The sequence below is a fragment of the Neisseria sp. DTU_2021_1001991_1_SI_NGA_ILE_055 genome (genome assembly GCF_032342915.1).
GTDB lineage: Bacteria > Pseudomonadota > Gammaproteobacteria > Burkholderiales > Neisseriaceae > Neisseria.
On sequence record NZ_CP135440.1, the window covers coordinates 607,051 to 633,748 of the forward strand.

Annotated in this window: 17 protein-coding genes and 2 pseudogenes; 15 read left to right on the forward strand and 4 right to left on the reverse strand. The window is 47.3% G+C overall.

Annotated elements, in window-relative coordinates:
* The first annotated feature begins 420 nt into the window (after positions 1-420).
* The 6 genes from RRV97_RS02870 (at position 421) to RRV97_RS02895 (ending at position 8,144) form a co-directional block, all read left to right on the forward strand.
* A complete protein-coding gene (locus tag RRV97_RS02870) occupies positions 421-2,619 on the forward strand; it encodes a TonB-dependent hemoglobin/transferrin/lactoferrin family receptor (RefSeq protein WP_315611914.1) in 2,199 nt (732 codons plus the stop codon).
* Positions 2,620-2,691: 72 nt separating this feature from the next.
* Positions 2,692-3,483 carry a hemin ABC transporter substrate-binding protein gene (locus tag RRV97_RS02875; RefSeq protein ID WP_036490880.1) on the forward strand — a complete coding sequence of 264 codons (792 nt, stop codon included), beginning with the start codon at positions 2,692-2,694 and terminating at the stop codon, positions 3,481-3,483.
* A gap of 142 nt (positions 3,484-3,625) precedes the next feature.
* Complete coding sequence (locus RRV97_RS02880; RefSeq protein ID WP_315611915.1) at positions 3,626-4,567, forward strand: iron ABC transporter permease; 942 nt, start codon at positions 3,626-3,628, stop codon at positions 4,565-4,567.
* A gap of 46 nt (positions 4,568-4,613) precedes the next feature.
* Positions 4,614-5,339 carry an ABC transporter ATP-binding protein gene (locus RRV97_RS02885; RefSeq protein ID WP_315611916.1) on the forward strand — a complete coding sequence of 242 codons (726 nt, stop codon included), beginning with the start codon at positions 4,614-4,616 and terminating at the stop codon, positions 5,337-5,339.
* 274 nt (positions 5,340-5,613) lie between these two features.
* Positions 5,614-7,434, forward strand: a complete 1,821-nt coding sequence (gene hutW / locus RRV97_RS02890; protein ID WP_315611917.1) for a heme anaerobic degradation radical SAM methyltransferase ChuW/HutW — start codon at positions 5,614-5,616, stop codon at positions 7,432-7,434.
* A gap of 92 nt (positions 7,435-7,526) precedes the next feature.
* A complete protein-coding gene (locus tag RRV97_RS02895; RefSeq protein ID WP_315611918.1) occupies positions 7,527-8,144 on the forward strand; it encodes an NAD(P)H-binding protein in 618 nt (205 codons plus the stop codon).
* Between the two features lie 565 nt (positions 8,145-8,709).
* On the opposite strand, the gene RRV97_RS02900 is transcribed toward RRV97_RS02895, so the two are convergent.
* Complete coding sequence (locus RRV97_RS02900; protein ID WP_315611920.1) at positions 8,710-9,717, reverse strand: IS5 family transposase; 1,008 nt, start codon at positions 9,715-9,717, stop codon at positions 8,710-8,712.
* 178 nt (positions 9,718-9,895) lie between these two features.
* Here RRV97_RS02900 and RRV97_RS02905 point away from each other — a divergent pair, with 178 nt between their 5' ends.
* From RRV97_RS02905 to RRV97_RS02925, 5 genes are all read left to right on the forward strand, one after another.
* Positions 9,896-12,559 carry a type VI secretion system Vgr family protein gene (locus RRV97_RS02905; RefSeq protein WP_315611921.1) on the forward strand — a complete coding sequence of 888 codons (2,664 nt, stop codon included), beginning with the start codon at positions 9,896-9,898 and terminating at the stop codon, positions 12,557-12,559.
* On the forward strand, positions 12,552-14,456 hold the full coding sequence (locus RRV97_RS02910) for a phosphatidylserine/phosphatidylglycerophosphate/cardiolipin synthase family protein (protein WP_315611922.1): 1,905 nt from the start codon (positions 12,552-12,554) through the stop codon (positions 14,454-14,456). Before RRV97_RS02905 ends, RRV97_RS02910 begins: the two co-directional genes overlap by 8 nt.
* A 5-nt stretch (positions 14,457-14,461) precedes the next feature.
* A complete protein-coding gene (locus tag RRV97_RS02915) occupies positions 14,462-15,610 on the forward strand; it encodes a DUF6396 domain-containing protein (RefSeq protein ID WP_315611923.1) in 1,149 nt (382 codons plus the stop codon).
* A 189-nt stretch (positions 15,611-15,799) separates the two neighbouring features.
* Positions 15,800-16,462: a phospholipase D-like domain-containing protein gene (locus RRV97_RS02920; RefSeq protein ID WP_315611924.1), complete on the forward strand. Its 663-nt coding sequence runs from the start codon at positions 15,800-15,802 to the stop codon at positions 16,460-16,462.
* 5 nt (positions 16,463-16,467) lie between these two features.
* The gene (locus tag RRV97_RS02925) at positions 16,468-17,616 is read left to right on the forward strand and encodes a DUF6396 domain-containing protein (RefSeq protein ID WP_315611925.1); all 1,149 of its coding nucleotides are present in this window, start codon (positions 16,468-16,470) and stop codon (positions 17,614-17,616) included.
* A 246-nt stretch (positions 17,617-17,862) separates the two neighbouring features.
* On the opposite strand, the pseudogene RRV97_RS02930 reads toward RRV97_RS02925, so the two are convergent.
* The 3 genes and pseudogenes from RRV97_RS02930 to RRV97_RS02940 all read right to left on the reverse strand — a co-directional run.
* Positions 17,863-18,109, reverse strand: a pseudogene (locus RRV97_RS02930) (IS5/IS1182 family transposase); the annotation flags it as partial.
* A 168-nt stretch (positions 18,110-18,277) separates the two neighbouring features.
* Positions 18,278-19,285: an IS5 family transposase gene (locus RRV97_RS02935; RefSeq protein ID WP_315611926.1), complete on the reverse strand. Its 1,008-nt coding sequence runs from the start codon at positions 19,283-19,285 to the stop codon at positions 18,278-18,280.
* Positions 19,286-19,347: 62 nt separating this feature from the next.
* Positions 19,348-20,266: pseudogene (locus tag RRV97_RS02940) on the reverse strand (IS5 family transposase); the annotation flags it as partial.
* A gap of 501 nt (positions 20,267-20,767) precedes the next feature.
* Here RRV97_RS02940 and RRV97_RS02945 point away from each other — a divergent pair.
* Genes RRV97_RS02945 through RRV97_RS02960 form a run of 4 tightly spaced genes read left to right on the forward strand, consistent with a single transcriptional unit; the run spans position 20,768 to position 26,560 of the window.
* Positions 20,768-23,338, forward strand: a complete 2,571-nt coding sequence (locus tag RRV97_RS02945) for a type VI secretion system Vgr family protein (protein WP_315611927.1) — start codon at positions 20,768-20,770, stop codon at positions 23,336-23,338.
* Positions 23,335-23,961, forward strand: coding sequence for a hypothetical protein (locus tag RRV97_RS02950; protein WP_295849351.1), 627 nt, complete (start codon positions 23,335-23,337; stop codon positions 23,959-23,961). The genes RRV97_RS02945 and RRV97_RS02950 overlap by 4 nt, the downstream gene beginning before the upstream one ends.
* Before the next feature lie 6 nt (positions 23,962-23,967).
* Positions 23,968-25,788, forward strand: coding sequence for a LysM peptidoglycan-binding domain-containing protein (locus RRV97_RS02955; RefSeq protein WP_315611928.1), 1,821 nt, complete (start codon positions 23,968-23,970; stop codon positions 25,786-25,788).
* Between the two features lie 25 nt (positions 25,789-25,813).
* Positions 25,814-26,560, forward strand: a complete 747-nt coding sequence (locus RRV97_RS02960; protein ID WP_315611929.1) for a hypothetical protein — start codon at positions 25,814-25,816, stop codon at positions 26,558-26,560.
* Positions 26,561-26,698: the final 138 nt, after the last annotated feature.

The following is a 26,698-nucleotide window of genomic DNA, read 5'->3' on the forward strand; positions in this document are numbered from 1 at the left end:
ACTAATTTTTAATAATATGGAAATATTTTTGAGTCTGAAGTAAATAGAAGGGTGAGGGATATGAGGGACAAATAAAAACTTGTTTGAAAATTTCAGACTGGCTCGGAATCGGATTTCAAATGCAACACTCGGGCACCAGTGGTTGGAACAGATTTAAAAATAAAACACTTGGCGTTTCGTAAGCTAAATGTTTTTTCGGCGATGAGCCTTTCGATCTTTGTCGATTATCTTAACGAAGGTGGCGGTAAACGGTGCAGTGATGGAATGTGATCTGGTAGTGTTTGTACAGGCAGGCGTAGTCAGACGAATACATATGCTCCGCACCTTTGTTAGTGCTGTCTTGCAGTCCCTAAACTTGCAAAAACTGTCTGTTTGTTTTATAAATGCAAACCATTATTATTCAAATGATAAGGTAATGTAATGAAACAGAAAGTGATTGCCTGTGTAATAGGGGCGGTTTTTTCCGGACAGTTATATGCGGCTCAGATGCCGGTGGCTCAGGCAGAAATAGAGCCTGTGGTGGTCACGGCCGACCGCAATGCGCAAACCTTGGATAAAGCCGCGCCGAATGTGTCGGTTATCGGACGCAAAACCTTGAATCAAGCCTCGGCGCAGAATTTGGACGATATTGTGATGTATGAATCCGGCGTCAGCGTGCCGTCTGACAACAACCGTCGCGGTCATGCCGGTATCAATATCCGAGGCATAGACGGCAACCGCATTCTGATGATGGTTGACGGCGTGCGCATTCCCGAATCTTATGCAGGCGGCGGCTCCAACGGCGCGATTTCGGGACGCGATATGGTCGAAAGCGACACACTCAAGCAGGTCGATATTGTCAAAGGCCCTTATTCCGCGCTGTATGGCAGCGATGCGCTCGGCGGCGTGGTGAACATGGTGACGCTCTCTCCGAGTGATTTCGTCGATGAAGGCAAACGCGGTCATTTCGGTTTGAAACACGGCTACCGCAGCCGCGACCGCAGCCATGGGGTTACTGCGACTGTGGCAGGTTTCCATGAAAACGCCGAAGGTCTGCTGATGCTGACGCGCCGTCAAGGTCATGAAACCGAAAACATGGGCAGCGATACCAGCTACTCGACTGCGCGTACTGCTACCAACCCGCAGAAAAACAATGCCTACAATATCTTGGCGAAAGGCAATATCGGCAATGAGCGCCACCGCTTGGAAACTTTGTACGAACAGTATTACCACGCCAACGATACTGTATTGGCAAACGGCTTGGGTTCGCAATCGCGCGGGCCGGTAACCATCGCAACATCTGAGAGCAATGCCCACGACCGTATCCGCCGTCAACGTATCGAAGCAGGCTACCGCTACACTGGCGAAGGTCGTCTGAAAGAAGCTAACCTGACTGCCTATCAGCAAAAACTGCGTACGGAAGACGATGCCGTCGATGCGAGCATTACGCGTATGGGCGCGCGCCAATTAGGTAACTCGACCCGTTATTCCGACTACGGTTTCAATCAGACCATACGCGGGCTAAACGGGCGCGGCGTGTGGGAGTTTGACGGCGCGGTTAAACAAACCATCGTTGCTGGCGCAGAATACAAACACACCGAGACTGCCCGTCCGCGCGACAGCCTGACAGTGGACAATCTGACCGGCGCTGTCAGCAAAGTTTATGCAGGCAGCACCTATCCGAATAAAACTTTCCCCGACAGCAAGCGCAAAACGTTTAGCGTTTACGCGCAAGACAGCCTGACCTTCGGCAACGGCATCGTCCTGACCCCGGCCTTGCGTTATGAAAAAGACAAGCTGAACACGTCGACCGACCAAGCCTATCTCAACGCCAATCCCAGCGGAACAGCGACGCACTTCAGCGATTCTGCGTTTACGCCCAGCCTGCGCCTGAGCGTGCCGATGGGTGAGCAGTTCACCGGTTTCGCTACTTATTCCCAAGGCTTCCGTACGCCGCCGTTTGACAGCGCGACCATGGCGTTTGCCAATACGACCTACGGCTATGCCGTCATTCCCAATGCCAACCTCAAATCCGAACGCTCCAACAGCTTTGAATTGGGGATGAAGTTCAAAAACGAACGCGCCCGTGCGCAAGTGACCGCGTTCTACAACCGTTACCGCAACTTCATCAACCGCACTGAAATCGGTACCTCCACCGTTGGCAGACGCCCGATTATCCAGTACCAATATCAAAACCTCGATCACGTCAAAACCTACGGTGCCGAAGCTTCTGCCGCCTACAAATTCCTGCCGGGCTGGCAAGTCTCCGGCAGTATTGCTTGGATGCGCGGTGAGCAGCAGGACGGCAAACCGTTGGATTCCGCTTATCCGCTCAACGGCGTTTTGGGCTTGGATTACACGCAGGAAAAATGGGGTATCGGCACCAAGCTGCGCTGGTCGAAAAAACACAGCCGCGTCAGCAGCGATACTGTTTTCCAAGCGCCGGGTTATGGCGTATGGGATATCGGCGCGTGGTATAAACCGTTTAAAAACCTTGAAATCGGCGCAAACATCTACAACGTCGGCAACAAAAAATACTGGCAGCACGCAGACGTTTCCGGCATGAGCCGTACCAGTGTGATGGACTTGTACACCGAAAGCGGCCGCAATTTCGCCGCAACCGTACAACTGAAGTTCTAATGTGATTCAACCGTTTTCAGACGGCCTGAGAAAGCGAGCAGGCCGTCTGAAAGCATTCGACAAGGAAAATCAATGAAACTCAAACTCCTCCTGCTTTCCGCGCTTATTTCGTTGGCCGGCACTGCACACGCGCAACGCATCGTCGTGTTAACCCCCGATACGGCAGACATTGTTGCCGCGCTCGGCGCATTGGACGAGATCGTCGGCCGCGATCAGACCGTTCAAAATCCGGCGTTGAAAAACAAGCCCAGTATCGGCATTCATCGCCGCCTGACGGTTGAGCCGATTGTGGCCGCCAAACCCGACATTGCCATCGGTTCATGGATGGCGCAGCCTGCCGATATTTTTGCCCACCTGCAAAAAGCAGGCATTAAAGCCGTCAATGTTGCACCCGACGACAGCATCGCCGCCTATCCGCAAAGTATCCGCAACATCGGTCAGCTTATCGGCAAAAGCGCACAGGCGGACAAGTTGGCAAGCAAGTGGCAGGCGGATATGAAACAGCAGCCTTCCAGCGGCAAACGCTACCTCTTCAGCTACGACGGGCGCATCGTGTCGGGCAAGAATACCGCCGCCGACGAAATCATCCGCCGTGCCGGCGGTATCAATGCCGCAGCCGCCATTGACGGCCTCAAACCGATGACGCGAGAAGCATGGATTGCGGCCAAACCCGACATCATTATTATTGCCGACCACAACACCGCCATGATAGGCAACGTCAAAACCTTTGCCGCACGCCCCGAAATCGCCGGCTCGCCTGCCGCGAAAAACGGCAAGATTTATTTGTGGAAGGCCAACGATATGTTCCGTTACGGGCTGGATACGCCGCAAGTGATTCAACGTTTGCACGGTTTGGCGAAATAAACACGCCTGTTTTGAAAACCCTGCCTGATTTTTGTTTTCAGACGGCCTTGATTTGTTCCTTCTTGTTGAGTAGGAAGCAAAACGGTTGTCTTAAAAATGCCGTCTGAAACCGTCCCCCAATTCGATTAAACCGCATGATGTCATGAAACCGCATATCCTTACCCTTTGCCTGCTGCTGACTGCCGCCGCCGTTTATTTGTGCTGCGGCATCGGTTTTGGCGCGTGGGAGTCGCCGCTGGCGATGGATGAAACCGTCCGCCAAATTCGTTTACCGCGCATCTATACTGCGCTTTTGGTCGGAGCCGGTTTGTCCGCTTCGGGCGCAGCATTGCAGGCTTTATTTGAGAACCCGCTGGCCGATCCAAGTTTGATTGGAACGTCGGGCGGGGCAGCCTTGGGCGTGATTGTGTTATTGGCTTTGGGCGGCGGCGCAATGGGTGTGCCGGCGGCGGCTTTTCTCGGTGCATTGGGTGTATGCCTGCTGATTTTGGCAGTGCACAAGCTGCTCGGCGGCGGTACTTTGGGATTGCTGGTGTTGGGTTTTGTGTTGAGCGCGTTTTCGGGCGCGGTGGTCAGCATGATTTTGTTTTTATCTGACGATTTGGTATTGCGCAGTGCGACCACATGGCTGTCGGGCAGCCTTGCTGAAGCCGGTTTCTCATCGCCTGTCACGGCAATCGCGGTCATGTTGCCTGGTTTTCTGATTTTGCTGTCGGCAGGCAGGCGGCTGGACGTTTTGATGACGGGGGAAGACACGGCTGCCAGTATGGGTGTATCAGTTGGGACATTGCGTGTGCAAACCGTAATCGGCGCGGCATTGATGACGGGGGCGGCGGTGTCGCTTTCGGGCATCATCGGTTTTCTCGGCATGATGATCCCCAATGTGCTGGCGCAAACCGTCGGCGGCAGCCGCCGCAAATTGATTACGCTGTCGGCTTGGTTGGGCGCAGTGTTTTTAATGGTGGTGGACGGCGCGGCGCGCTGGCTGACATACCCTGTCGATCTGCCGGTCGGTATCGTGATTGCCTTATTGGGCGGACCGTTTTTTATGTATTTGTTTATCAAGCCTTTGAAAAGCCGTTAATGCCTGAATAGGCCGTCTGAAACTTCATTGCCCCATATCTTTTGCCATGCACACCTTATTTCAAATCCGTAATCTTTCCGTCTGCGTCCAAGACAAAACCCTGCTTGAAATCGATCAACTGGATATACCTCACGGCATAACCGTCATTATCGGCCCGAATGGTGCGGGTAAGTCTACTTTGCTGCGGGCATTAATCGGGCAAACAGGGCAGGGGAAAATCACGCTTTTCGGTGAGGCCGTTGCGTCGCAAATCCGCGCGGGCAGGGTGGCGTGGGTCGGGCAGCATGGCCGTTACAACATGCCGATGACCGTACGCGAATACATTGCGTTGGCGTCATTCGTACAAAAAGGCCGTCTGAACCATGAATGGGCGGACGAGTTACTCAATTATTTTGATTTGACGGCATTGGCGGATAAGCGTATCGGCAAGCTCTCAGGCGGCGAACAGCAACGCGCCAACATCATCCGCGCCCTGTTGCAAAACGCGCTGGTCTTGCTTTTGGACGAACCGTGCAACCATCTTGATATCCGCCACCAACACCGCCTGATGCAGTATTTGGTCGGGCATTCAAACCGTGCCTCATCAATGATGGTATTGCACGATTTAAACCTCGCCGCGCGTTATGCGGAACATATTATTTTGATGAATAAGGGAAAAGTCGTTGCATCAGGCAAGGTGGGGGAAGTGATGCGCCCCGACTTGCTTGAATCGGTTTACGGTTGGCAGATACGCCGTTGTGAAGATGAAGCAGGGTTTTATTTCCGAAGCTGAGCGCCAACAGGCCGTCTGAAAAACGATAAAGAAAATTTATTTTATCGTTCAAAAATGAAATGAGATGGGAGGATATTCCCGGCTTGAAGAACCAGATTTTGCGCATTTCACAAGTAATATGCCGATTTTAATCAAATAGAAATACATTTAATTATTTATAGAATACAATATTTTAAAATAATACTGATTTTTAATTACATAAAAACATTGACAAGAAAACGATGATGGTTATTTAATATAACAATCTTATTGATAACTTTTATTAATCATTATCATGGTACAGCAGCTTGTTTGGACTCCGAAACAATCCGCGCCCAAGGCATTTCCCGAACGTCAGGCATTAATGCCCGTTTGGGGCGGCGTTCCAATGCCGCGTCCCCAGTGGCAGAACATTTGGAAGAAAAAGCTTCCCCATGCCGCCGATGTGGACGCGCTTGCTTATCTGCATATTCCATTTTGCGCCAACCATTGCGTTTTTTGCGGCTTCTACCGTAATGCGTGGAAGGACAGCCAAAGCAGCGTGTACACCGACAAAATTATCGAAGAAATGGCCGCTGAAGCCGAAGTCCGTACAGGCAAAGGAAAAATCCGAGCCGTTTATTTCGGGGGCGGTACGCCGACCGCGTTGCTTACGGAAGACCTCGTCCGCCTGATTCGTGCCTGCTACCAATATCTGCCGCTTGCCGAAGACTGCGAGTTCACCATCGAAGGGCGCATGAGCCATTTCGGTTTGGAAAAAGCACAGGCTTGTCTCGAAGCAGGAGCCAACCGCATTTCCATCGGCGTGCAAACCTTCAATACCGCCATCCGCCGTCGTCTCGGCCGTAAACACAGCGGCGACGAGGCATTTGAATATTTGGCAAAATTGTGCGAACTCGATGCCGTGATTGTGGCAGATTTGATGTTCGGCCTGCCCAATCAAACCGATGACGTTTGGCAAAACGATATTGCCCGCGCCGCCGAGCTGCCTCTGTCCGGTTTGGATACATACGCGTTCAACCTTTATCCCATGCTGCCCATCAACCGCATGATTGAAAAAGGCGCATTTCCGACACCGCCGGGTTTCGATATTCAGGCAGACCAATATGCCTACACGGTTGAAACGCTGCTAGAAAAAGGCTGGGAACAGGTCAGCAACAGTCACTTCGCCTATCCCGGCCGAGGCGAACGCAACCGCTACAATGCCCTGATCAAATCCGATATTTCCTGTTTGGCGTTCGGCTCCGGCGCCGGTGGTAACTTCGGCGGTTTCAGCTATCAGGTGCAGGGCGATTTGGAGAGCTATCTCACCACGCCGAAAGGCGAGAAAAACATCGCATTTATGAGCGGCCATAGCCCAAATAAAGCACTACTCAGCAAAGTCCAGCACGATATTGAAACAGGCCGTCTGAATCCATCATTGTTTGACGGCAACAAAGCAGCGCAAAAGCTGATTGCCCAATGGCAGGAAATGCAGCTTTTTAAAGAACCCGATTCAGACGGCCTGATCCGTTTGAATACCAGCGGCCGTTATTGGTCGCCTACCCTTATCCGCAAACTCATGCTCACTCTTCCGACTCAAGAAAAGGATCAAACCATGCAAAAACTTTCAGCCGAACAACAAACCATGTTACGCCAATCATTGGAAAAAAATCCCGGCCAAGTGCTGGAAATGCTAGCCGCGCAAAACCAATGCAGTTTTGAAGACGTTATCCGCTGCCTGCCTGAAGAGAACGTGCGTCAAACCGAAGGCAGCCGCATTGTCGAAATCCTCCAAGCCATCGCCGCATGGGATGAATCCGTTACCTTTATCGCCCACACCCCCGATGCCATTGTCGAAGTCAGCGGCAAACTGCCTAACGGCAAAGTCGGCCGCGGTTTCTACAATTTTGACCATCCCGAAACCGACGGCGGCGTACACGGTCATATCTATTACGAAAACTGCGCCTCCATCTACCTTTTGGAACGTCCGTTCATGGGTAAAGCCACTTGCTCGCTCAACTTTATCAACCGCAACGGCGGCGCCATGTTTAAAATCTTCGTCGGCCGCGATGAGGCAGGCGAGTTGAAACAACATCAAATCGAAGCCATGCGCAAACTGTTTGATGCTGCTTAAACAGTTTCAGACGGCCTGATAATCCGTTCCTCGCCGCATAGAGGAGCGGATTTTCTAATAACAAACAGCTACCATACAAAGGAGCCCCAAACATGCAACTCATCTTCGGAGCCAACGGCCCGTCCGGCCGCGCCTATATCCGTACATTGACCAATTCAGCCGATGCCGTCGCCGTATTGAGAAGGCCGTCTGAAGACAGCTTTTTTGCCGAACACAATATTCAAACTGTCGTCGCCGATGCGCTTGATGCCGATGCGCTCGATAAAGCGTTGGCACAATACCGTCCCGATACCGTGATCAGTTTTGTCGGCGGCAAAAACGAAGAGGGCATCCGCAGCGATGCGTTGGGAAATATCAACATCATTGCCGCTACGAAAGCCGCCAATCCGCAAGCTCGCTTTGTACTGATTACCAGCATGGGCTGCGGCGAACAATGGGATATGATGAGCGAGCCGTTCAAACAGGCACTCGGCGAAGCCGTCCGAGCCAAAACAGAAGCTGAAATCTATCTCAAACAAAGCGGTTTGAATTGGACCATTCTGCGCCCCTGCGGCCTTGCCGATGGCGAAGATAATGCCTATACCTTGACACAAAATGCCCAAGAAATTCCACAAAAATACATGACACGCAACGGCTTGGCCGCCGCTGTTGCTGCCGTTGTCAGTCAAGCGGACAGCAAGGGCGAAACGTATAGCGTTGGTGCGGCGTAGATTGCCCACTTTCCATTGTTAAAGTTGGAGTAGGTAATTGATTAGCAGCCGATCAAACAATAAAGGATTTGCTGAGAAAAGACTGGGAGATATAAATAAAAGGCCATCTGAAATATTTCAGATGGCCTTTTTATATTTGAATTCTGTAAGTGATTGTACAACTAGAAGAAACAGGATTTAACAGGCTAAAATACTAGTATTATGAATTTAACATAATATAAATTATGTAGTTTTTCCCTATACCTAACAATCGCCGTTGTTTATTCCTGTTTGTTAACTATTGGTTAATTTTAAAAGATTCCGTATAATACTCCAATTTTTAGTATAAAATCAATGGTTTTTAAGAGAAATGTGACTGCTTAATTTACCACATTCCCGAGAAGTAAAATAGGGTGGGATAAAATGTCTCTTTATCCGAGACCTTTGCAAAATTCCTTTCCTTCCGACAGCCGAGATCCAAACAAAGATTTTCGGCTGTTTTTGTTTCAAATATCCACTGATTCTACCCAAATCCCCCCCTTAATCCTCCTTGGATACCTGATTAATCAGGCATCCGGGCCGCCTTTTAGGCAGCAGCGGGCACACTTAGCCTGTTAGCCGCTTTCAACAGGTTTAAACACATCGCCTTCAGATGGCTTTGCGCACTCACTTTACACAGACCGAAATAGGCTGCCCGGGCGTAGCGGAATTTACGGTGCAGCGTACCGAAGCTTTGTTCGACCACATAACGGGTCTTCGACAAATATCGGTTACGTTTGGTTTGCGCTTCCGTCAGCGGACGGTTGCGGTAGGCTTTGCGCATAATGCCGTCCTGTAACCGATGCTCTTCCAGATGTTGCCGGTTTTCCTCACTGTCATAGCCTTTATCGGCATAGACGGTCGTACCTTTGGGCAGACCTTCCAACAAAGGCGACAGGTGTTTGCACTCATGGGCATTGGCTGGGGTAATGTGCAGTTTCTCGATATAGCCTTCCGCATCGGTACGGGTATGTTGTTTGTAACCGAGTTTGTAGAGGCCGTTTTTCTTTATCCAACGGGCATCGCTGTCTTTACTCGGTGTGGCTTGGCCGCTGACTTGTCCTTCCTCGTCGACTTCTATGGCCTGGCGCTGTTTGCTGCCGGCGGTCTGAATAATAGTGGCATCAACGACGGCGGCGGATGCTTTCTCTATTTTTAGGCCTTTTTCGGTCAGTTGGCGGTTGATCAGTTCCAGTAGTTCGGACAGGGTGTCGTCTTGCGCCAGCCAGTTGCGGTAGCGGCATAAGGTGCTGTAATCGGGGATGCTCAGTTCGTCAAAACGGCAAAACAGGTTGAAATCGATGCGGGTGATGAGGCTGTGTTCGAGTTCGGGATCGGAGAGGCTGTGCCATTGTCCGAGCAGGACGGCTTTGAACATGGACAACAGGGGATAGGCGGGACGGCCGCGGTGGTCTCGGAGGTAACGGGTTCTTTGACGATTCAGGTACTGTTCGATCGGTTGCCAATCAATCACCTGATCCAATTTCAATAGCGGGAAACGGTCGATGTGTTTGGCGATCATGGCTTGGGCGGTTTGCTGGAAGAAGGTACTCATGGAAAATCCCCTAAATGTCTTAGTAGGAATTTAGGGGATTTTGAGGAATTTTGCAAAGGTCTCTATCCCTTATTTCAACCGTTCAGACGGCCTTTTCCCCATTCATCCCATTCGCTTTACCATCGGTATTATCCAAGTTAATATATCAAATTCATTGTCATTCTAAAATTGTCTTGTCATGACCGCCCGCCAATCCTACCACCTCACCTTCGCCCGTTTCTCACCTTCACTTTCAGTCCGCTCCTTCAGCGCCTCCGAAGCGGTCAATACCGCTTACCGTGTCGAAATTACCGCCACTTCCACCGATTCCTCGCTGCCGCTGTCTTCCTACCTCAACCAACGCGCAGCGTTTGAGATTCGTCCGCAGGAAGGCTTACTGTCGGAAGTGGTCAGTGCATTCGGGGCTGCTTCAGACGACCCGCCTGCGAAGCAATGGCAGGGCATTATCACCTCATGCGAGAAACTGTCCGTCTCCAAGGATGAAACCGTTTACCGCTTTGTTTTAGAGCCGCGTTTCGCGGCAATGAAACATTTCCAAACCTCCCGGCTGTTCCAACACCAAACCGTCCCCGACATCGTTGCAGCGGTCTTCAAACACCACGGCTTCTCCGGTGTCGACTACCGTTTCCAAAAGAGCCGCAACTACAGCGTCCGCGAGTATGTGACCCAGTATCTCGAAAGCGACTTCGACTTTATCAACCGTCTGTGTGAAGAAGAAGGCATCTGGTATGCTTTCGAGCAGAATGAACAACATGGCGACGTAGTCGTCTTCGGCGACAGTCCCGAACACTACTTCCGCGACCAAAGTCTGCCCGTTTCCTACCGCCCCCATGCCGGATTGGAAAGCGTCGGTACCGAAGCACTGTTCAACTTAAGCATCTGCCACAACCCCATTGTCGAAGGCATACGCACGGCCGACTACAACTACCGCAGCGCCGATACCGACCTCTTTGCCGAAACCGACAACAAACAGTCCGAAGAGTCTGCCGACAATACCGTCTTATTGGGCAAACGGCAGCATTGGGGCCTTCATCCCAAAACCCCCGACGAAGCCCAAGTTCAGACGACCCTGTTGAACGAAGCCGTCCTCTGCCGCCAAACCGTCGCTGCCGGCGGCGGCAACGTCGTCTCCATGACACCGATGAAGGTGTTCCAAACCGATGTCTCCTTCCCGGAAGCACCCGACGGCTGGCTGGTGCTCAGTATGGAACACAGCGGCAGCCGCGATACCGCCTACAGCCATACCTTTACCGCCATTCCCGCCCAACTCGCCTACCGTCCCAAACGCACCACCCCGCGTCCGCATATCGATGGTACCTTACCGGCACGGGTAACCGCGGCGGAGAACTGCACCTATGCCTATATCGACGATATGGGCCGCTACCGGGTCAAACTGCCGTTTGATTTGGACGAATGGAGTCCCGGCGGCGAAAGCCGTCCCGTCCGGCTGGCCAAACCCTATGCCGGTCCCGAATACGGCATCCACTTTCCCTTACACGAAGGCACAGAAGTGATGCTGTCCTTCGTACAGGGCAACCCCGACCGTCCGTATATCTCCGGCGTCATGCACGACAGCGCCCACCCCGACCACATTCCTGCCGATTGGAATACAAGGAACGTCATCCGTACCTGGGCGAACAACAAACTGAGGATGGAAGACCAAAAAGGTCAGGAACACATCAAACTCGCCACCGACTACCAAAAATCCCAACTCAACCTCGGCCATATCGTCGACTCAAACCGCAACAAACGCGGAGAGAACGGAGAGGGCTTCGAACTCAGAACCGACGGTTGGGGTGCCGTACGGGCGGGTAAGGGCATACTCGTCAGTGCACAAAACCAAGATGCCGGCGGCAAAGTGCTGGATATGGATGATGCCATCGCACAAATCGAACAGGCACTCTCCCTCGCCAAAAGCCTGAACAAAGCCGCCCAAACCGCCGACAACCACAATACCGATGAAGAGACCCAAAGGGGCCGTCTGAAAGACGCCCTCAAAGACCTGAAAGAGGCCGGTTTGATCCAAACCGCCCCGGCCGGTATTGCCACCGCAACAGAGCAAAGCCAACTGCACACCGCCAATGAAAACATCCACCTCGTCAGCGGGGCAAACACCGACATTACCGCCGGCCAAAGCCTGACCGCCCATGCGGCAGAGAGCCTTAACCTGTTTGCGCAAAGCCAAGGAATCAAAGTACAGGCCAACCAGGGCAAAGTGGAAGTGCAGGCGCAGAATGATGAGTTGCAGCTGAATTCGCTTAAGGATGCAACGTTAACCAGCAGCGCAGGGAAGATCACCATTGCGGCGAAGGAGGAGGTTCTGATCACCTGCAAGGGGGCGTATATCAAGCTGAGTAACGGGGAAGTTGAGATCGGGAGTCCGAAGGTGGTTAGGGTGAGGGCGCCGTTGGTGGTGAATGGGCCGAATAGTTTAGGAATCACTCACCCAGATTGGCCTAAAACTTTACCAAAACGTCCGATGCGAATTAATCTGCGTCAATCTCCTCATTCAGATCACTTTTTCATCGGTATGCCTTATACAATCTATGCAGATGGAGAAGAAATTCAAAGAGGGGTAACGGATGCAACAGGATATATTGCTGTCGAACATGAAATACCAACAAGTAAATATAAGATTGTATTTGCCAACGATTTGGAATATTTGATTCCGATTGAGGATGAATTTAATGAAAATACATCAAGAGATAAAATAACCAATCGTGGTTTTCATGGCTTGGAATATACAAGTTCTGAACTTTCTCCGATAGAGCAAGCAAAGAAATATTTTGAAATAGTACATAATATAAAAGACAAAAGTTCGAAAGGTTCTAAAAATGGGTAAACCTGTGATTGCGACTTCCACTAAATCTAAATTGGGTGCAACAGTATCAATGAACTGGTTTTTAGACTCAAAGGAATCATCACCTGTTGCTGCTACTTTCAGGCCATTGATTAATGGGAAAGAAGCTTTTACAACGCTCCATGAAAAAATTGAAAAAGCCGAACATTCAATTGATATTGCTATATGGGGATTTCAGCCTTCGATGCATCTAAAGCGGGACGGTAAGAGTAAGTGCATTGGGGATTTATTGATTGAAAAAGCAAAAGCAGGTGTGCAGGTGAGGATATTAGTTTGGAGTATACCTTTTAAAATACAGACTTTTTCAGAAGCAAACATGGGGAATGCACCAGGTGTTTTTTCAGGTGGCGTAGCAGGGGTAACTAAAGCTCAGAAACAGTATGATCGAAATTGGTATTTAGCAAGAGAAGGGAAATTACATACGTTAGATCCACATGCATCTCAAAATATTCAGAAATCGTACCCTCATTTATGGGAACTATCAAAGTCTTCATATCAAAACAATCTGAAGTTCAAAACTCGGAGTGTTGAATCTCAGAGTAATCAATACGAAGATAAAGAGTTACCAGAAAATGCAAAAGCAACATTGAGGTTGTTTCCTTCTCATCACCAAAAAACAGTTTTGATAGACTACGAAGTACCTCACAAGGCAGTAGGCTTTGTAATGGAACATAATATGCTAGACAATTATTGGGATGATAACAGCCATATTTCTGGTAAGGTATCAGCGCCAAACCAGGGAAAAAATGTTGATACACCATTACAGGATGTGTCCAGTATCGTTAGCGGTGAAGTTTTATGGTATATCAACCGTAATTTCTGCCAATCTTGGGATAAGGTAAGTAGTGAAAAACTTGGAGAAAAAAGAAAGGCTCTGACTTTCGACAAATATCCTTTTAACAAATCTGCCGGAGGTACGCCTTTGATGGCGCAGATATTGCGCACTTACGACAAGCCGGATATTGAAGACATCAAAAAAATCTACCTGCAAAATATCAAAAGGGTGACCAGTTATATCTATACAGAAAATCAGTATTTTAGATGGCCTCCCTTAGCTGAGGCGTTTATCAAGCATTGGCAAAATTTAAGATCGAAGGGGCGCCCTGCAAATATGCCAATACATTGGTTTGTTGTAACAAATTCATCTGATGATGGTTTGGGAAAAGGAACGTATACAACAAATAAAATGTTAGAAAAGTTGGGAAGGCAGGATGTGATGCCTAATGTTGCCCTTACTCATACAGATCGTATAGAATTTTTGGAAGCATCGCTTGGAAATAATCATGCACAAGGTCAAGGATCAGCAAGTACTATTGCTAAATGGAAAAGAGAATTGGCGGAATTAAAGGAAAGTCAGAAGCAACGTTCTGGGACAAAAGAACGATCCTATACTAAAAATGCGGAAGAAGTGAGGGAGAAAGAATTTGTCAAAAAACTGAAAAAAGAGTTGGGTGTCAAAGTCCATGTCTGCACCTTGACTGCATCTAATGCTTGGAAAGAAGTTTACATTCATTCGAAAGTGACCATTATAGATGATGTCTTTACCGTTATCAGCTCAGCCAATCTGAATACCCGTAGTATGCAGGTTGATACGGAATTGGGCATATTTACCGAAAACGGCGCAGTGGCGCGAAAACTGCGCAAAGATCTGTGGAAACTACATACACGCGATCTGCACAAAGCCAATAATGCGGCAGGAAAGTTTGATAATGTGGCAAATCCGGATGCGATGAATGATCCCAATATAGCTAAAATAGCTTTTGAACGATGGGAAAAAATTATGCAAATAAATAAAGCAAATATCAAAGGCGGCAAACCGCCACTGCATCCTCTGTGCGAATTTTTACGCCTGGATCCTAAAATATCACAATTGGATTGACTATTATGCACAAATCCCTCAAATACACCCTGATTGTCTTAGGCTGTCTGGCAGCAATGTTTATTTGGTTTCTCCTTTGGCTGAAATGCAATCCCATCCATATAGGCGGTGCAAACGGTCAGGTTAAACCCGCGTATTGCAGCATAGGGGAAAAATGGCAAGAAAAGCAACGGAAGAAAGAAACCATGAAGACCATTGAAGAAATCAAAAAGAACCTTGAGTTTACCTGCGTGCATGAAAAACGCCCGCCTCTGTCCGAGGAAACACAGAAACTCTACAACTACGCGCTGCACCGTGATTTGAACCATATGTGGCCTGGACAGAGGGGGGACGGTTTTTGGGATGAACTATTGCCGTATTACCGCATTGCCGCCGCTAATGGTGATTATAAGGCAAACGTACGACTGCAGTTCCTGCTCAGCGATGGCTGGACGAAGGTTCCCGATATTGAGGCTGAAACTGAAGTCCACAAGTTGTATAAAATGCTGCACAAACAACTTCCCGCTACCGCCTACTATCTGCTCAAAGGCTATATTGAAGACGGCTACGGTGTCAGTGCGCCCCCCGACAGTGAGCTGGCATTTTTGCGCAAGGCTGCGGATATGGGCAGCAGGGATGCACAATATGCACTGGCGGAAAAAATAGCTTGGCTTGATGACGAACCGACACGGGAGTTCCGACTGGATTTGATGCGCAAGATACACCAATGTGCCTCTGAACAAGGACAGGGGGCTTCTTCTTTAGAACTAGGTAGCCATTTCCAGATTAGTGATAGATTTGATGAAGCAGTAAAGGCCTATCATCAAGGAACAAAAAATGGTAACCATTTGTCTGCACATATTCTTTCTTATGCGTTTAAGGCAGGAAAAGAAAGAGGCAGTAACGACTTTTTAGATGTGGAGACTGATGAAGAGCGCGCACGCCGTTATGGCATCATCAATACCTATCTTTCAGATTACGAATTCATGTCGCCGACCGTTCCTGATTTGGACGATATCGTTCCGCTACCGCCGGCACCTTTACCCGAATGGGATGGCAAAATCGCCTTTCAACGCTGGGTAGAGGGGGATGAACCACCAAAACCTTCTGATGAGTTGATAAAGAAGCTGGCGGATAAAGCAGGCTTAGATGTAAAAACTGGGCTACCATTGTAAGGACCATTCAAAGTGGGAGGAGTCAAGGATTATCTAACCTATTTTTATCAGTCTAAGCCACTTTACCAGAGAGAAAAGTTTGCAAACTTATTTGAAGAATAGGCTAAATGTCGTCTGAAATTTTTTCAGACGACATTTATTTATAAATATCACTTGAAAATGTTGGAAAAGTTGGGAAGGCAGGATGTGATGACTAATGTTGCCCTTACTCATGCAGATCGTATAGAATTTTTGGAAGCATCGCTTGGAAATAATCATGCACAAGGTCAAGGATCAGCAAGTACTATTGCTAAATGGAAAAGAGAATTGGCGGAATTAAAGGAAAGTCAGAAGCAACGTTCTGGGACAAAAGAACGATCCTATACTAAAAATGCGGAAGAAGTGAGGGAGAAAGAATTTGTCAAAAAACTGAAAAAAGAGTTGGGTGTCAAAGTCCATGTCTGCACCTTGACTGCATCTAATGCTTGGAAAGAAGTTTACATTCATTCGAAAGTGACCATTATAGATGATGTCTTTACCGTTATCAGCTCAGCCAATCTGAATACTCGCAGTATGCAGGTAGATACGGAATTGGGCATATTTACCGAAAACGGCGCAGTGGCGCGAAAACTGCGCAAAGATCTGTGGAAACTACATACACGCGATCTGCACAAAGCCAATAACGCGGCAGGAAAGTTTGACAATGCGGCAAATCCGGAGGCGATGAATGATCCGAGCGTAGCAATTATGGCTTTTAAACGGTGGCAGATAATAATGGATGAAAATAAAAAACAGATTATAAACGGGAAACCGCCACTGCATCCTCTGTGCGAATTTTTACGCCTGGATCCTAAAATATCACAATTGGATTGACTATTATGCACAAATCCCTCAAATACACCCTGATTGTCTTAGGCTGTCTGGCAGCAATGTTTATTTGCTTTCTCCTTTGGTTGCAATGCAATCCTATCCATATAGGAGGCGCAAACGGTCAGGTTAAGCCCGCGTATTGCAGCATAGGGGAAAAATGGCAAGAAAAGCAACGGAAGAAAGAAACCATGAAGACCATTGAAGAAATCAAAAAGAACCTAGAGTTTACCTGCGTGCATGAAAAACGCCCACCGCTATCCGAGGAAACGCAGCAACTCTACAATTATGCTCTGCACCGTGATTTGAACCATATGTGGCCTGGACAGAGGGGGGACGGTTTTTGGGATGAACTATTACCGTATTACCGCATTGCCGCCGCTAATGGCGATTATAAGGCAAACGTACGGCTGCAGTTCCTGCTCAGCGATGGCTGGACGAGGGTTCCCGATATTGAGGCTGAAGCCGAAACCCAGAAATTGTATAAAATGCTGCACAAACAACTTCCAGCTACCGCCTATTATCTGCTCAAAGGCTATATCGAAGACGGCTACGGTGTCAGCGCGCCCCCCGACAGCGAGCTGGCATTTTTACGCAAGGCTGCGGATATGGGTAACAGGGAGGCGCAATATACGTTAGGTCAGATGATCAGTAGTTTAGATGATGAAGAAACACGTGAATTTCGATTAAAGCTAATGATGAAGTTATATCGGTGTGCTTCTGAACAAGGACAAGGTAATGCTTCTTATTGGTTGGGTATGTTTCTTCCTGACTATCATAAATATGATGAAGCCGTTAGAGCCTATCATCAGGGGGTAAAAAACGGTAATTATTTATCTGCTTTTATTCTTTCTAATGCGTTTAAGGTAGGAAAAGAAAAAGGAAATAACAACTTTCTAGATGTGGAGGCTGATAAAGAGCGTGCTCGCCGTTACAGTATTATTGACTCTTATCTGTCAACTTACGAATTCATGTCGCCGACCGTTCCCGACTTGGACGATATCGTTCCGCTACCGCCGGCACCTTTACCCGAATGGGACGGCAAAATCGCCTTTCAACGCTGGGTAGAGGGGAATGAACCACCAAAACCCTCTGATGAGTTGATAAAGAAGCTGGCGGATAAAGCAGGCTTGAATGTAAAAACCGGGCTACCATTGTAAGGACCATTCAAAGTGGGAGGAGTCACGGATTATCTAACCTATTTTTATCAATCTAAGCCACTTTACCAGAGAGAAAAGTTTGTAAGCTTATTTGAAGAATGGGCTAATGTCGTCTGAAATCTTTTCAGACGACATTTATTTATGAATATCGCTTGAAATTGTTCCAAGCAGATCTGCCTACATCGACGAAATGAGACGCTACCGTGTCAAATTGCTGTTTGATTTGGACGAGTGGCCGTCTCTTTATCCAAGGGGTATCTTTATCTTTGTTTGGTGTGGTTTGGCCGCTGACTTGTCCTTCTTCATCGACTTCTATGGCCTGACGCTGTTTGCTGCCGGCGGTCTGAATAATGGTGGCGTCAATGACGGCGGCGGATGCTTTCTCTATTTTTAGGTTTTTTTCGGTCAGTTGGCGGTTAATCAGTTCCAGCAATTCGGACAGGGTGTTGTCTTGCGCCAGCCAGTTGCGGTAGCGGCATAAGGTGCTGTAATCGGTTGCCAATCAATCACCTGATGAAACCTTTGCAAAATTCCTTTCCCCCCAACAGCCGAAACCTAAACAAAGATTTTCGGCTGTTTTTGTTTCAAATATCCACTGATTCTACCCAAATACCCCCTTAATCCTCCCCGGACACCCGATAATCAGGCATCCGGCCGCCTTTTAGGCAGCAGCGGGCACACTTAGCCTGTTAGCCGCTTTCAACAGGTTTAAACACATCGCCTTCAGATGGCTTTGCGCACTCACTTTACACAGACCGAAATAGGCTGCCCGGGCGTAGCGGAATTTACGGTGCAGCGTACCGCAGCTTTGTTCGACCACATAACGGGTCTTCGATAAATATCGGTTACGTTTGGTTTGCGCTTCCGTCAGCGGACGTTTGCGGTGGGCTTTGCGCATAATGCCGTCCTGTAACCGATGCTCTTCCAGATGTTGCCGGTTTTCCTCACTGTCATAGCCTTTATCGGCATAGACGGTCGTACCTTTGGGCAGACCTTCCAACAAAGGCGACAGGTGTTTGCACTCATGGGCATTGGCGGGGGTGATGTGCAGTTTCTCGATATAGCCTTCCGCATCGGTACGGGTATGTTGTTTGTAACCGAGTTTGTAGAGGCCGTTTTTCTTTATCCAACGGGCATCGCTGTCTTTACTCGGTGTGGCTTGGCCGCTGACTTGTCCTTCCTCGTCGACTTCTATGGCCTGGCGCTGTTTGCTGCCGGCGGTCTGAATAATAGTGGCATCAACGACGGCGGCGGATGCTTTCTCTATTTTTAGGCCTTTTTCGGTCAGTTGGCGGTTGATCAGTTCCAGTAGTTCGGACAGGGTGTTGTCTTGCGCCAGCCAGTTGCGGTAGCGGCATAAGGTGCTGTAATCGGGGATGCTCAGTTCGTCAAAACGGCAAAACAGGTTGAAATCGATGCGGGTGATGAGGCTGTGTTCGAGTTCGGGATCGGAGAGGCTGTGCCATTGTCCGAGCAGGACGGCTTTGAACATGGACAACAGGGGATAGGCGGGACGGCCGCGGTGGTCTCGGAGGTAACGGATTTTTTGACGATTCAGGTATTGTTCGATCGGTTGCCAATCAATCACCTGATCCAACTTCAATAGCGGGAAGCGGTCGATGTGTTTGGCAATCATGGCTTGTGCGGTTTGCTGGAAGAAGGTACTCATGAAAAATCCCCTAAATGTCTTTGTGGGAATTTAGGGGATTTTGAGGAATTTTGCAAAGGTCTCAGACCGAAATAGGCTGCCCGGGCGTAGCGGAATTTACGGTGCAGCGTACCGCAGCTTTGTTCGACCACATAACGGGTCTTCGATAAATATCGGTTACGTTTGGTTTGCGCTTCCGTCAGCGGACGTTTGCGGTGGGCTTTGCGCATAATGCCGTCCTGCAGCCGATGCTCTTCCAGATGTTGCCGGTTTTCCTCACTGTCATAGCCTTTGTCGGCATAGACGGTCGTACCTTCGGCAATGCCTTCCAACAAAGGCGACAGGTGTTTGCACTCATGGGCGTTGGCGGGGGTGATGTGCAGTTTCTCGATATAGCCTTCCGCATCGGTACGGGTATGTTGTTTGTAACCAAGTTTGTAGAGGCCGTTTTTCTTTATTCCAACGGGCATCGCTGTCTTTACTCGGTGTGGTTTGGGCGCTGACTTGTCCTTCCTCATCGACTTCTATAGCCTGGCGCTGTTTGCTGCCGGCGGTCTGAATAATAGTGGCATCAACGACGGCGGCGGATGCTTTCTCTATTTTTAGGCCTTTTTCGGTCAGTTGGCGGTTGATCAGTTCCAGTAGTTCGGACAGGGTGTTGTCTTGCGCCAGCCAGTTGCGGTAGCGGCATAAGGTGCTGTAATCGGGGATGCTCAGTTCGTCAAAACGGCAAAACAGGTTGAAATCGATGCGGGTGATGAGGCTGTGTTCGAGTTCGGGATCGGAGAGGCTGTGCCATTGTCCGAGCAGGACGGCTTTGAACATGGACAACAGGGGATAGGCGGGACGGCCGCGGTGGTCTCGAAGGTAACGGGTTCTTTGACGATTCAGGTACTGTTCGATCGGTTGCCAATCAATCACCTGATCCAACTTCAATAGTGGGAAGCGGTCGATGTGTTTGGCAATCATGGCTTGTGCGGTTTGCTGGAAGAAGGTGCTCATGGAAAATCCCCTAAATGTCTTGATATGAATTTAGGGGATTTTGGGGAATTTTGCAAAGGTCTCAGGCCGTCTGAAAAACCTTTCAGGCGGCCTTTTTTATTCTTAAATTCTGTAAGTAATTGTACTACTGAGCGAAACAGGAGTTAGCAGGCTAAAATGCTGGCATTATGAATTTAACATAATATAAATTAATTTCCTTTTCCCTATTCTTCTACAAATTCCGCTTATTGTTCCTATATGTCAAATGAGAATTAATGATACTCTAGAGAGAGTGCTCATAGTACTCCAATTTTTAGTATAAAATCAATGGTTTTAAGAGAAATGTGGCTGCTTAATTTACCACTTTTCCCCTGAATAGTGGAATAGGGCAGGGTAAAATGGTATTTTATCCCTTATTTCAACCGTTCAGACGGCCTTTTCCCCATTCATCCCATTCGCTTTACCATCGGTATTATCCAAGTTAATATATCAAATTCATTGTCATTCTAAAATTGTCTTGTCATGACCGCCCGCCAATCCTACCACCTCACCTTCGCCCGTTTCTCACCTTCACTTTCAGTCCGCTCCTTCAGCGCCTCCGAAGCGGTCAATACCGCTTACCGTGTCGAAATTACCGCCACTTCCACCGATTCCTCGCTGCCGCTGTCTTCCTACCTCAACCAACGCGCAGCGTTTGAGATTCGTCCGCAGGAAGGCTTACTGTCGGAAGTGGTCAGTGCATTCGGGGCTGCTTCAGACGACCCGCCTGCGAAGCAATGGCAGGGCATTATCACCTCATGCGAGAAACTGTCCGTCTCCAAGGATGAAACCGTTTACCGCTTTGTTTTAGAGCCGCGTTTCGCGGCAATGAAACATTTCCAAACCTCCCGGCTGTTCCAACACCAAACCGTCCCCGACATCGTTGCAGCGGTCTTCAAACACCACGGCTTCTCCGGTGTCGACTACCGTTTCCAAAAGAGCCGCAACTACAGCGTCCGCGAGTATGTGACCCAGTATCTCGAAAGCGACTTCGACTTTATCAACCGTCTGTGTGAAGAAGAAGGCATCTGGTATGCCTTCGAACAGCATGAACAACATGGCGACGTAGTCGTCTTCGGCGACAGTCCCGAGCACTATTTGCGCAGCCAAGGCTTACCCGTTTCCTACCGCCCCCATGCCGGATTGGAGAGTGTCGGTACCGAAGCACTGTTCAACTTAAGCATCTGCCACAACCCCATTGTCGAAGGCATACGCACGTCTGACTACAACTACCGCAGCGCCGATACCGACCTCTTTGCCGAAACCGACAACAAACAATCCGAAGAATCTGCCGACAATACCGTCTTATTGGGCAAACAGCAGCATTGGGGCCTTCATCCCAAAACCCCCGACGAAGCCCAAGTTCAGACGACCCTGTTGAACGAAGCCGTCCTCTGCCGCCAAACCGTCGCTGCCGGCAGCGGCAACGTCGTCTCCATGACGCCGATGAAGGTGTTCCAAACCGATGTCTCCTTCCCCGAAGCACCCGACGGCTGGCTGGTGCTCAGTATGGAACACAGCGGCAGCCGCGATACCGCCTACAGCCATACCTTTACCGCCATTCCCGCCCAACTCGCCTACCGTCCCAAACGCACCACCCCGCGTCCGCATATCGATGGTACCTTACCGGCACGGGTAACCGCGGCGGAGAACTGCACCTATGCCTATATCGACGATATGGGCCGCTACCGGGTCAAACTGCCGTTTGATTTGGACGAATGGAGTCCGGGCGGGGAAAGCCGTCCCGTCCGACTGGCCAAACCCTATGCCGGTCCCGAATACGGCATCCACTTCCCATTACACGAAGGCACCGAAGTGATGCTGTCCTTCGTACAGGGCAACCCCGACCGTCCGTATATCTCCGGCGTCATGCACGACAGCGCCCACCCCGACCACATTCCTGCCGATTGGAATACAAGGAACGTCATCCGTACCTGGGCGAACAACAAACTGAGGATGGAAGACCAAAAAGGTCAGGAACACATCAAACTCGCCACCGACTACCAAAAATCCCAACTCAACCTCGGCCATATCGTCGACTCAAACCGCAACAAACGCGGAGAGAACGGAGAGGGCTTCGAACTCAGAACCGACGGTTGGGGTGCCGTACGGGCGGGTAAGGGCATACTCGTCAGTGCACAAAACCAAGATGCCGGCGGCAAAGTGCTGGATATGGATGATGCCATCGCACAAATCGAACAGGCACTCTCCCTCGCCAAAAGCCTGAACAAAGCCGCCCAAACCGCCGACAACCACAATACCGATGAAGAGACCCAAAGGGGCCGTCTGAAAGACGCCCTCAAAGACCTGAAAGAGGCCGGTTTGATCCAAACCGCCCCGGCCGGTATTGCCACCGCAACAGAGCAAAGCCAACTGCACACCGCCAATGAAAACATCCACCTCGTCAGCGGGGCAAACACCGACATTACCGCCGGCCAAAGCCTGACCGCCCATGCGGCAGAGAGCCTTAACCTGTTTGCGCAAAGCCAAGGAATCAAAGTACAGGCCAACCAGGGCAAAGTGGAAGTGCAGGCGCAGAATGATGAGTTGCAGCTGAATTCGCTTAAGGATGCAACGTTAACCAGCAGCGCAGGGAAGATCACCATTGCGGCGAAGGAGGAGGTTCTGATCACCTGCAAGGGGGCGTATATCAAGCTGAGTAACGGGGAAGTTGAGATCGGGAGTCCGAAGGTGGTTAGGGTGAGGGCGCCGTTGGTGGTGAATGGAAGTCACCAAATTAAGTATCCCCTTCCGTTTTTTGCAGGTTCTTTTTCTGGAGCCTTTACAATTAAGGATGATAAAACAGGAGAGGTTATCCCAAATCAGAAATACCTACTAACCTTGCCTGATGGGCAAACTATCTTAGGTGTAACCAATACCCAAGGCAAAACCATAACTGCTTATTCAGGTTCTCCAGAACAAATCAAATTAGAGTTGCTTGAAGATGATGAAATATGGTACCGAGAAGAAGAAACATTTGAATTAGAAGTAATCAATAATGAAGAGAATTTAATTCTTCCATATGAAAATAATGAAAGTGAGGATAAAAAATGAGTGGTCGATATAAAAAAATTCTAGTCTCGGGAGGTTTGGTGGTTATTACAATGAATAGTATGGTATATGCTACACAATTAGAAAGTACAAAATTCTCAAATGTAGAATCAGAAATTCTACAATGTGGAGGAAAAGATATTCAAATTTTATCTTCATGTTTTGATAAGGATGTTAATATTCTTGATAGGGGAAGTTCCGGAAATATGAGAAATCAGTGTAAAAATACACGGTTAATAATTAAGGGTAAAGAGACTCTAATAGAAAAAAAATATCCTTTTATTTCACTATGGCAATTGAAAGAAGTTGAAAAACGTGGTTATAGAGTTAATGAGATAATCGATTTATCAATAAAAAATCCATATTCTCCTATGAGTATTTCCTGTATTTTCTATCGTAAAAATCCATATATTCTGATAAGTTATTTAATTTCTCCAGGTATTTTAAAATATGGCGATTACAATCATAAATTAGATTACCTAATGGATAATCCAATAATTATGAATTTAGATGGTAGTTATACTCCAAAAAAAATCAGTTATAAAATAAACCAGATGAAAAAGAAAAAACAAATTGATAATTATAAGTCTATAGATGCAAATTTAATTTTTATTCCAGAAAGATAAGTAATAATGAATATTTATGATTTTTTAATTGTAAAAAAACGTGGTGGAAAATATAAAACATGGACATCTGGATCTCTCTATAATGTCGGAATAGATCCTGATAAACAAGTTAAAGGAGAGTCTCGAATTTGGGGAGATGCTTCTGCAGAAGTCCAAAAAATTGTTATCGATAAAATAATTTCTTTAGGTTCAAGACTGCATTTAAGTTATAAAGATATTGCATATGCGCTTTTACTTTGTTATGCAGAATCAGGATTTAATCCAGATGCAGCTGCAGGTACAACCAGTGCATCCGGTTTAGCTCAATATACGAGAGGCACAATGAAGGATTTTTCTCGGAGAGCTAAAAAATATTTATCTCAAACTTTAAATATGGATGAAACCAACGTATTTGATGTCGATATTGGCGTATACGGAGTGCTTGCTGCTTATTTATTCAATAAAGATTTATCAGAACAATGGATTACTAGTAGTGATCCTGATAAATTCTGGCAAACTATTTATATGCTTCATCATGATGGCCCTGGTTATTATAAGGATGACAGAGGTAAAGAACGAGCCATAAGGGGCAAGTGGAGTCAGGATGCTGTTCAAGCATACAACACCAAAATATTACCTAAATTGGATAAGTTAGAATCGCTGCTGGCAAATACTGAAGTTGATCTGGAAATTCAATTGGAAGACAGCAATGGGCAGCCGGTAGTTAATAAAGAATATATTATTGCTACTCACAATTCCAAAGTTGGATTAACGCCTAAAAAGCCTGCGATGTTGTCCACGGATAGAAATCAAAAAAAATCCTATCATGTTGTGCATGGGAAAACTGATGCTAATGGGCTAACCAAAAAATTAGCTGCTTCTGTCGGATGCGAAGTTATCATCCTGCTATGTGCTAATAGACCAAAAAAACTGGGAAATGCTATACCCGAAAAAGATTATACCGTGAAAAAAGGGGATACTTTATCCAAAATCGCTAAGCAAAACGGAACAACAATAAATCAGATTGCAAAAGATAATCATATCTCTAACCCTAATAAAATCAATATTGGGCAAAAGTTGGTCATCAAGAAGAAATATTTGCGTCATAAGCCATCAGGTTCTGCTATAAAAGATATTTTGGAGCAGGCGGGATTAAGTGCCTACGGCTTTGACTCCATCATTTATTCACAAAATCATATTACCAAACCCGATGGTTCGACTTCAGCATCTGCCAGGCATTCTAAGAAAAATACGGTAACTCTACGCACTTCAACCCCCGCTACTTTTGTTAACAAAAAAAACAAAGAAGTTAAGAAAAAAGAAATTAATGATACAACTAAAGAAGGATCGTCAAAAATTGTACATTCCCAGTATCCAGGAAAGGCAGTAATTTATACATATCAAGATACAAATTACCCTCCCAGAGGAGTGGCGCCATCGAAAGGATATACAGCTTTTTATGACCATTTAGGAAATAAGTTGTTTAGCTTTACATCAGGAGGGAGGGTAGATAGTCACTCAGAAGATAATGCCGATGGTCCAATGAAAGAAAAATTCACTTATATCGAAGGAGGCTATAGGACTAGTAGGTTGGGTAGAGAATTTGGGACTACAAAAATCAGATCTACTGACCGAAGAAGAAGATGGATTCATGGTGGGGGACCTAAGAAAGATTTTTATGTTGAACGACAAAGTTGGAGAGTAACTTACGGGTGTACAAGGGCTCAAAATATTGATTTAGAAACATTGGCACAAAAAATTAGAGAGTTTCGACATCAATGGCCTCATATTGAAATACTTATGATTCGTAACAGCAATGAAGCAGATAGGAAGCGTTATCCACGCTGACAAAACTAGGCAAATGGAAATATCAATGAAGAGAATAACCGTATTACCTATTCTAATTTGTATGTTCTCCTGTTCGATGGCAGCTCCTTCCGATCGATATGCGATAATTAGAGATCCTGATGGAAGTGTTAATATTCGTGGAGAAGAAAACTTAAGCCGATATAGTATTGAAGGAAGATTACCTAATGGAGAACCTGTAAGTTGTATTAACGATTTTTCATATAATCCAAAATTTTGTTTTATTCTCTCAGAGAATAAAGAGGGTTTTATTTATCGAAATAGATTACTTTTTTTAAATAAAAGTAAAGAGTTTAAGAAACTAAATATAACCAACGAATCTAATACTTCAGCAATATTAAAAAATAACCATGCTGAATTATTAATTAAGATAAAAAATAAAATAATTAATAAAAATGATTACTCAATTACTAAAGACAAATTCGGAAATGATATATACAAACTTAAAGGAAAAACTTTCTTTGGTACGGATGGCACTCCTGTATATTCTACTTACCTATTTTCAAAGATATCTTTGAAAATAGGTAATAAAGAATTATTGGTGCCTCAGTCAGATCTTGAGCAGGCTTTTATTCCAAGCTATTTTGTCTCTTCAAGGAAAGTCTTCAGTAATATTCATGCATACATAAATCCTAAAGATAAACATGTTTATATGTTTTCCTCATTTGCGGATGGTGCAGCTATTTATACAATAGTTTTTGAGTTTAAAAATAACCAATATTATAGAAAATATATTTGGTCTGAGGCTTTGTAGCCATTATTTGCTACTTTTTTACTTTTATTCTTATCAAGCTCTCCGACAACTATCCTGAATGTCAACCGTAAGGTTAGATTGAAATCCTAATCCAAGGACCTTTGCTACGTATCCGTTACAATATCTGTTTTAAACCCT

Bases quoted from the DNA above. Each gene is read 5' to 3' on its own strand.
- RRV97_RS02870 (WP_315611914.1), top strand. From the start codon at position 421: ATGAAACAGAAAGTGATTGCCTGTGTAATAGGGGCGGTTTTTTCCGGA.
- RRV97_RS02875 (WP_036490880.1), top strand. From the start codon at position 2,692: ATGAAACTCAAACTCCTCCTGCTTTCCGCGCTTATTTCGTTGGCCGGC.
- RRV97_RS02880 (WP_315611915.1), top strand. From the start codon at position 3,626: ATGAAACCGCATATCCTTACCCTTTGCCTGCTGCTGACTGCCGCCGCC.
- RRV97_RS02885 (WP_315611916.1), top strand. From the start codon at position 4,614: ATGCACACCTTATTTCAAATCCGTAATCTTTCCGTCTGCGTCCAAGAC.
- hutW (WP_315611917.1), top strand. From the start codon at position 5,614: ATGGTACAGCAGCTTGTTTGGACTCCGAAACAATCCGCGCCCAAGGCA.
- RRV97_RS02895 (WP_315611918.1), top strand. From the start codon at position 7,527: ATGCAACTCATCTTCGGAGCCAACGGCCCGTCCGGCCGCGCCTATATC.
- RRV97_RS02900 (WP_315611920.1), bottom strand. From the start codon at position 9,717: ATGAGTACCTTCTTCCAGCAAACCGCCCAAGCCATGATCGCCAAACAC.
- RRV97_RS02905 (WP_315611921.1), top strand. From the start codon at position 9,896: ATGACCGCCCGCCAATCCTACCACCTCACCTTCGCCCGTTTCTCACCT.
- RRV97_RS02910 (WP_315611922.1), top strand. From the start codon at position 12,552: ATGGGTAAACCTGTGATTGCGACTTCCACTAAATCTAAATTGGGTGCA.
- RRV97_RS02915 (WP_315611923.1), top strand. From the start codon at position 14,462: ATGCACAAATCCCTCAAATACACCCTGATTGTCTTAGGCTGTCTGGCA.
- RRV97_RS02920 (WP_315611924.1), top strand. From the start codon at position 15,800: ATGACTAATGTTGCCCTTACTCATGCAGATCGTATAGAATTTTTGGAA.
- RRV97_RS02925 (WP_315611925.1), top strand. From the start codon at position 16,468: ATGCACAAATCCCTCAAATACACCCTGATTGTCTTAGGCTGTCTGGCA.
- RRV97_RS02935 (WP_315611926.1), bottom strand. From the start codon at position 19,285: ATGAGTACCTTCTTCCAGCAAACCGCACAAGCCATGATTGCCAAACAC.
- RRV97_RS02945 (WP_315611927.1), top strand. From the start codon at position 20,768: ATGACCGCCCGCCAATCCTACCACCTCACCTTCGCCCGTTTCTCACCT.
- RRV97_RS02950 (WP_295849351.1), top strand. From the start codon at position 23,335: ATGAGTGGTCGATATAAAAAAATTCTAGTCTCGGGAGGTTTGGTGGTT.
- RRV97_RS02955 (WP_315611928.1), top strand. From the start codon at position 23,968: ATGAATATTTATGATTTTTTAATTGTAAAAAAACGTGGTGGAAAATAT.
- RRV97_RS02960 (WP_315611929.1), top strand. From the start codon at position 25,814: ATGAAGAGAATAACCGTATTACCTATTCTAATTTGTATGTTCTCCTGT.